The organism is Mesorhizobium sp. M0208 (genome assembly GCF_040322015.1).
Classification (GTDB): domain Bacteria; phylum Pseudomonadota; class Alphaproteobacteria; order Rhizobiales; family Rhizobiaceae; genus Mesorhizobium.
On record NZ_JAMYSP010000084.1, the window covers coordinates 1 to 6,662 of the forward strand.

Below are 6,662 nucleotides of genomic sequence, written 5' to 3' on the forward strand. Positions count from 1 at the left end.
ATACGACCGATGTGCTCACACCTTCCTGTCGGCGATCGCCTTCGCTGCAGCCTTCATCTTCTGGATCAATGAGTCCTGACCCTAGAGGCCGCTGGGCCTCGACGACCAGCGAGCGTAAGAGGAGGCCCTGTGCTGGCTGACAAAACTTGCGCGCTGGGCCACGGAAAAGCATCATTCGAACGAACACTTTCGTCGAGACGAGGAAGGGCAGTTAGCCGGTCGCCGGCGCTTTGAAGCTCTCCGGCAAGCCATGGTGGCGGCTGTGCGTCGACAGAAAACGCCGGATCATTCCCGGCGCGGCCGAGCTGACGATTCCTTGATCGGCATTGCACCAGAGCGCCCCGCGTATTGGATTCACAATCTGAAGTCCCGGCAAAGTCCTTGTCTTTATCCGTTACCACCACACACTCATTCGCATCGGCGACGGCAGCGATGATCATGTCGAGTCCGCTGCGCGACTGGCCGGCCGCTTTCCCCTCTGCCGTCAGCCGTACCCAGATCAGCCCGGCCCTGTCGTCGAGGATACGGCGCGCAAACAGCGCCTTGCGGCCCTTCGGACCCAGAGAGTCATTTCTTGAGTGCGTCGCGCTTGTTGCCCCGCGGCTTCCCGCGGCGGTTTTCAGCAACGGTGAGCGAGGCGATGAACAATCCTCGTCGCGCTGGCTCGACATCCATACCAGGAGCGATTCCGGGTAGCGCGTCACAGGTCGACCTTACGCCGTTCTTGACGAGGCCGCGCTAGGTCGACTTCGGAACGAACAACAGGGGATGCAAGCCCTGAGGTACCGCCTTTCTGAGGGGCTCTCCAGAAGTCGCTATTTTGGTTGATGGCCGTGCGCAACCTGTCGGCGTCAGCGCCGCCTTCAGCCAGGCGGTTGACGGAGCGGATCAGCCCAGATCGAGATCCCGGCCGACCACCTCGAAGCGCGCAATGCCTCGCTCGGTCAGGCGTCTCCTGTAGTCATCGATTGCGCGCGTGAGGACTCTTGTTCATTTGGTCGTGTGGAAAATCCGTGTTCTCCAAGAACCGTCGAGGCGTCAGATGCCGTTTGAAGCCGAGACAACTAACTATCATTGGGCGACTAGCGGCTCAACGGCTCCGGAAGCAAGCAGCCCCCGATGCTCGTTCAACATTCGAAGTCGCAGCGAGCAAGTCTTTCCACGTCCGGGTACGCCCTGCTGCTTCGACCGCTCCTTTTGTCTTGCGGATTCAGGAATTCGAGCTTTTGGGTTGTTTCCGATCATCCATTTGGGGAAACGACCGATGCCCGCGAGCAAGGTTTTATGGGGCCAGGTCCTCACCGTCTTTCTGATCGTCATCGCGACAACATGGGGGGCGACACAGTGGACGGCAGGGCGGCTCGGCTTTCAAAGCCAACTCGGTCCACCGTGGTTCGAACTGGCTGGACAGCCCGTTTATCCGCCGCCAGCCTTTTTCTGGTGGTGGTTTTTCTACGACGCCTACGCGCCGGAGGTCTTCCTCGGGGGCGCGGCGATTGCGGCGAGCGGAGGCCTCATGGCGATCGCTGCAGCGATCGGGATGTCGCTGTGGCGGGCGCGCGAGGCAAAGGACACCACGACCTACGGCTCGGCGCGCTGGGCGACGCGACACGAAGTCGAGGCCGCTGGGATGATCGGTCAGGATGGAGTGGTGCTGGGTATGTTGGACCGACACTATCTGCGTCATAACGGTCCGGAACACGTGCTATGTTTCGCACCGACCCGCAGCGGCAAAGGCGTCGGCCTGGTCGTGCCGTCACTACTGACCTGGCCGGGTTCGGCGATCGTCCACGACATCAAAGGCGAAAACTGGGAACTGACGGCCGGATGGCGGGCCCGCTTCGGCCAGGTGCTTCTGTTTGATCCGACCAATGCTGGATCCGCAGCGTACAATCCTCTGCTGGAGGTGCGACGCGGCGAGTGGGAAGTTCGAGATGTGCAGAACGTAGCGGATGTCCTGGTCGACCCAGAAGGCACATTGGAACGTCGCAACCACTGGGAGAAGACCAGCCATGCGCTGCTGGTCGGCGCCATACTGCACGTGCTCTACGCGGAGAAAGACAAGACCCTCGCTGGCGTGGCGAACGTCCTTTCCGATCCACAGCGGCCAATCGAGACAACGCTGCGCGCCATGATGCTGACGCGGCATTTGGGCGACGCCGGTCCGCATCCCGTCGTGGCGTCGGCCGCACGGGAACTGCTTAACAAGTCCGAAAACGAACGCTCGGGCGTGCTCTCGACGGCCATGAGTTTTCTGGGCCTCTACCGCGATCCAGTTGTGGCCAAGGTGACCTCACACTGTGACTGGCGGATCGCAGACCTCGTCGAGGAGACACGGCCGACGACGCTCTATCTGGTCGTGCCGCCATCGGACATTAGTCGCACAAAGCCGCTGATCCGACTGGTGCTTAACCAGATCGGCCGCCGACTGACCGAGGATCTCCACGCGAAGGATCACCGACAGCGTCTTTTGATGATGCTGGACGAGTTCCCCGCGCTCGGCAGGCTCGATTTCTTCGAAAGCGCGCTGGCCTTCATGGCCGGCTATGGCATCAAGTCGTTCCTGATCGCACAATCGCTCAACCAGATCGAGAAGGCCTACGGACCGAACAATTCCATCCTCGACAATTGTCATGTGCGGGTGAGCTTCGCCACGAATGACGAGAGGACAGCCAAGCGCGTCTCAGACTCGCTGGGGACCGCGACCGAGTTGCGCGCCATGAAAAAATATGCGGGGCACAGATTGTCGCCCTGGCTCGGGCATCTGATGGTATCGCGGCAGGAAACGGCGCGTGCACTGATGACGCCGGGCGAAATCATGCAACTGCCGCCGACCGAGGCGATCATCATGATCTCGGGCCAGTTCCCAATCCGTGCGAAAAAGGCACGCTACTTTGCCGACCCGCGTCTTGCCGAGCGTGTCTTGCCGCCACCAAGGACCGGAGGGGCAATGCGAAATGCTCGCTCTGACGACTGGACGGACACGACACTTCTTGCTGAGCCGGAAGGCAAATCTCGCAAGCTGAGGCTTGCCAGGGACCAGCAGGACGAGGATCCGGCCAATGGCGGCATTCGCCGCCAGCCCGAGCTTCCCGAACACGAAGACATCGCGCCGGAACGAACGCCACGCTGCGATGATGAGTTCGACCTCGACAGCGACGAGCCCGATGATGACGCCGTTCGTCGCCGCAGTGTCGATCAGGCCATGAGACGCGCAGCTCGTCAGGCCGCCCTTGATCCCAATGATGGCATTGAGCTTTGAGCGCATGAAGAACGCCAAGAAAAGACGTCTGTCGGCCTATCTCGACCCTGACCTAATGAGGGCACTGGCAGATTACGCTGGGCGGCGCGAGGTCTCGCTGTCACTGGTCGCCGAGGCTGCGCTCGCGTCGTTCCTGTCGCCGGACGCCGAAGAACGAAAGCAAGCGGCGATCACTCGCCGCCTCGACCAGATCGATCGGCGCGTGCAGCGGGTCGAGCGTGACGTCGGAATTGCTATTGAGACACTGGCATTGTTCGTCCGGTTTTGGCTCAACTCGACTCCGGCCTTGCCGGAATCGGCGCAAGCGGAGGCGCGCGCCAAGGGCCTGCAGCGCTACGACAATTTCGTCGATGCGCTCGGTCGCCGGCTCAGCAAAGGACCAAGGCTCAGGCAGGAAATAGCTGACGATGTCCCGCCAGTGGCGACAGCGACTGGATGAGCCGCCGGCAAGACAGGCGCTTCAGCAGCCCAACCCGAGTGCCCGATTGCGGTCCGGGGATGCTTGCCGAGAGGCTGGATGGCGCGCACCCGGCGAGCGCCGAGCGAGGCCAGAAGAAAGCCGTAGGTCCATAGACTTGGGCAGATCACGCCGAGGCGCTCCAGACCTCAAGACCCCGAAGATGCCATTCAGGACACGCCTGTCATCCACGCGCGGGACGCCTCGGGGCTTGCACGGAAGGATCGGGTCCATCAAAAGCCATTCGCGTCGGTCAAGGGTCTGGCATGTTCAGGTTTCTTTTCGGAGCTTGAATCGCGCCGGCAAGCCCGGGTTCAATATCGGCTTCGTCATTGCCAGCCCGATCTTCGTTCTCAAAGCGGACGTCTGGCGCAACTGCGCTCACGACCCGGATGGGACCTTACCTCCCCGCTACCAAAAGGCCAGTTAGGTCATGTCATTGAGCCATCGAGGTAGATGGGGTATTCGGCTTGCGCCCCGTCTTCAACGGTGATGCAAGAAGGTGCTGCGCTTCGAGCTGATGATAGAACGTGGTCTGTCCAAACAGCCACAAGCATCAGGAAAGGAAGCGCAGCATGAAGCACTTTATCGGCCTCGATGTCGCGGTGAAAGAGACCGCGGTTTGCATTGTCGATGAATCCGGCAGGATCTGCCGCGAGGTGAGGGTCGTCAGCCACTCCGACGATCTCCTCGCCGTCCTGAAGGATCCTGCCTTGAACATTGAACGGGTCGGTCTCGAGGCTGGGCCCTTGTCGCAATGGCTTTTTGAGGGGCTGGCGTGCGCCGGGTTGCCGGTCATCTGCATCGAGACGCGTCATGTGAAAGCGTTCCTGAAGGCGCAGCCGAACAAGACGGATCGCAATGACGCGCGCGGCATCGCGCAGATGATGCGGGTCAACCTTTACCGCCCGGTGCATGTGAAGACGCTCACGAGCCAGAAGCGGCGGGCACTCTTGACGGCCCGCAAGCTGCTGCAGGGAAAGGCGATCGCCATCGAGAACGACATCCGCGGTCTTCTGCGCAACTTCGGCCTCAAGGTCGGTGTTGTGGGAACGGTGAAGTTCGAGGAGCGGATTTGCGAGCTCGTCGAAGACATGCCCGATCTCGAAGAGATCATGGAGCCGCTGCTGGCCGCCCGGCGGAAGCTGCGTGCCGAATTTGCTCGCCTGCACAAAAAAGTGCTCACGATCGCCAGGAATGATGCGACATGCCGGCGCTTGATGACGATTCCCGGTGTCGGCCCCATGGTGGCGCTCGCCTATGCCGCGACAATCGACATTCCGCAGCGGTTCAGAAGCTCCAAGGCGGTGGGGCCTATCCTGGGACTGACGCCGAAGCTCAACGAGTCCGGGGAAAGCAAGCGCGTTGGATGCATATCCCTGTGTGGGGACGGCATGATGCGGACGTTGCTTTATGAGGCTGCCCAAACGCTGATGACTCGCGTGACGAAATGGTCGTGGCTCAAGGCCTGGGCGATGAACGTCGCCAAGCGGCGCGGGATGCGCAAAGCAATTGTCGCGCTCGCACGTCGCCTGGGAGTCGTCATGCATCGCATGTGGCTGGACGGCACCGAGTTCCGCTGGACGCGGGAAACCATGGCGTCAGCCATCTAATCCAGAAGGCTGGGAAGGAGGGAGACAGAGAGTTCCGCTCGCTGGCGGACGGACGTCCTTCGCAGGACGATGGATGAGGCGAGTTCGCTGAGACACTCGTACCGATTGCAACATGCGATCAAGACGCTTGGTAGATTGTGCCGCCTCATTCTCCTGACCCCATACTGGGAGGGCGAAACGCCGATCCCGGAGAGAAGCAAGGCCCTGCGAAAGACGTCAAAACGCCGGAGACACGGAAAAGCTCGATAGCGCTTGACCTCAACATGCCGAATAGAGAAGCGTCTCAGTTCGAATTTCTGCTATGGCTGGGAGGCAAATCGCCCGCGACGTCACCAACTGCCGAAGTGTAAGAGCGCAATGGGCTGATGGGCCTCTCGCTCATCGGGTCTCTAAGCGGTAGCCGTGGTCTGGTGCCGTCGTGGGTTCTGCCACGGGTGCCACCGAAGGGGTGGTCTGGGTCTTGTTGCGGGGTCGCATGTAGACTTCGCTCATCCACCTCGCCAGCGCAGCCGGTGCAAGCTCGGGATGGCCGTAGACCATGTAGCAAAGATCCGCGACGGCCGTGGCATTGGCGATGCCGGTGAGCCGATCAAGCTCGCTAGGGTGCCGTCCTCGATCCGCCGAAGGGCGTCGAGAATGGAGAGGGCTGTTTCCCTTGTCGGGTAGTCCTCTCATGGAAACCATTGGTTCTACCCCTATAGGACCGAGAGGGCACAGGGGGCAGAAATTTCTACCAAACATTCCCGGCCTCGTGGTTGGAACCATTTCCGTTCAGGCGAGTTGCGGCTGACGGGGAAGGGACGCCCTGCACATGACCAAGAAGAACAAAGCAGGCCATCCGTCTGTCTCCAAAGTATTTCGGAAACTGATCCATTCCGAAGACAATCGTCGTCACATGCACAAGCTGTTAAGGCTAGCAGTCGAACCAGAACTGCCGCCAACCTTAGCGTCATTACTTGCGGCTATTGATCTGGCCAAACAGGGGAAGACCGAAGAGGGTGCCTAGCGGCTGGCTGAGCGTCAAACCGAGGAAAGCATTCCTGGCTGCTGCAAAAGAGGAGGGGACCTTACTCCCCCAAGGCATAAACAGGTGGCCCGCCGCCCGTGAGAACGGCGACGGACCGCCTACAGCGGCTGCACATCCACGGAGAACACACGCCGCTGCGAGTTCTAAACACGGGAGGGCCTGCGTTGTTCCCTACGACCTGGGTTGGTCGGCAGGCTCGTTCCGCTCTAAGTTCCCCTTCCACTCGTGTTCATCGAACCGGTTCGCCATCCGGTCCAGCAGCTTACGGGATGCCGCAATTACGCGGCGGGTTTCATCAAGTGA

Annotated in this window: 4 protein-coding genes and 1 pseudogene; 4 read left to right on the forward strand and 1 reads right to left on the reverse strand. The window is 60.9% G+C overall.

Annotated features, from left to right (window positions below; all coding sequences use genetic code 11):
* The first annotated feature begins 1,264 nt into the window (after window positions 1–1,264).
* Both NKJ17_RS33270 and NKJ17_RS33275 read left to right on the forward strand, forming a co-directional pair.
* Window positions 1,265–3,262 carry a conjugal transfer protein TraG gene (locus NKJ17_RS33270; RefSeq protein ID WP_352691936.1) on the forward strand — a complete coding sequence of 666 codons (1,998 nt, stop codon included), beginning with the start codon at window positions 1,265–1,267 and terminating at the stop codon, window positions 3,260–3,262.
* Window positions 3,246–3,701 (forward strand): CopG family transcriptional regulator, encoded by a 456-nt coding sequence (locus tag NKJ17_RS33275; protein WP_352691938.1) that lies wholly within the window; start codon window positions 3,246–3,248, stop codon window positions 3,699–3,701. Before NKJ17_RS33270 ends, NKJ17_RS33275 begins: the two co-directional genes overlap by 17 nt.
* Window positions 3,702–3,836: 135 nt before the next feature.
* Here the strand turns inward: NKJ17_RS33275 and NKJ17_RS33280 are convergent.
* A pseudogene (locus NKJ17_RS33280) lies at window positions 3,837–3,965 on the reverse strand (transposase); the annotation flags it as partial.
* Window positions 3,966–4,294: 329 nt separating this feature from the next.
* Between NKJ17_RS33280 and NKJ17_RS33285 the strand changes: the two are divergent.
* Window positions 4,295–5,332: an IS110 family RNA-guided transposase gene (locus NKJ17_RS33285; RefSeq protein WP_352691941.1), complete on the forward strand. Its 1,038-nt coding sequence runs from the start codon at window positions 4,295–4,297 to the stop codon at window positions 5,330–5,332.
* Window positions 5,333–6,143: 811 nt separating this feature from the next.
* The gene (locus tag NKJ17_RS33290; protein WP_352691942.1) at window positions 6,144–6,338 is read left to right on the forward strand and encodes a hypothetical protein; all 195 of its coding nucleotides are present in this window, start codon (window positions 6,144–6,146) and stop codon (window positions 6,336–6,338) included.
* Window positions 6,339–6,662 lie beyond the last annotated feature (324 nt).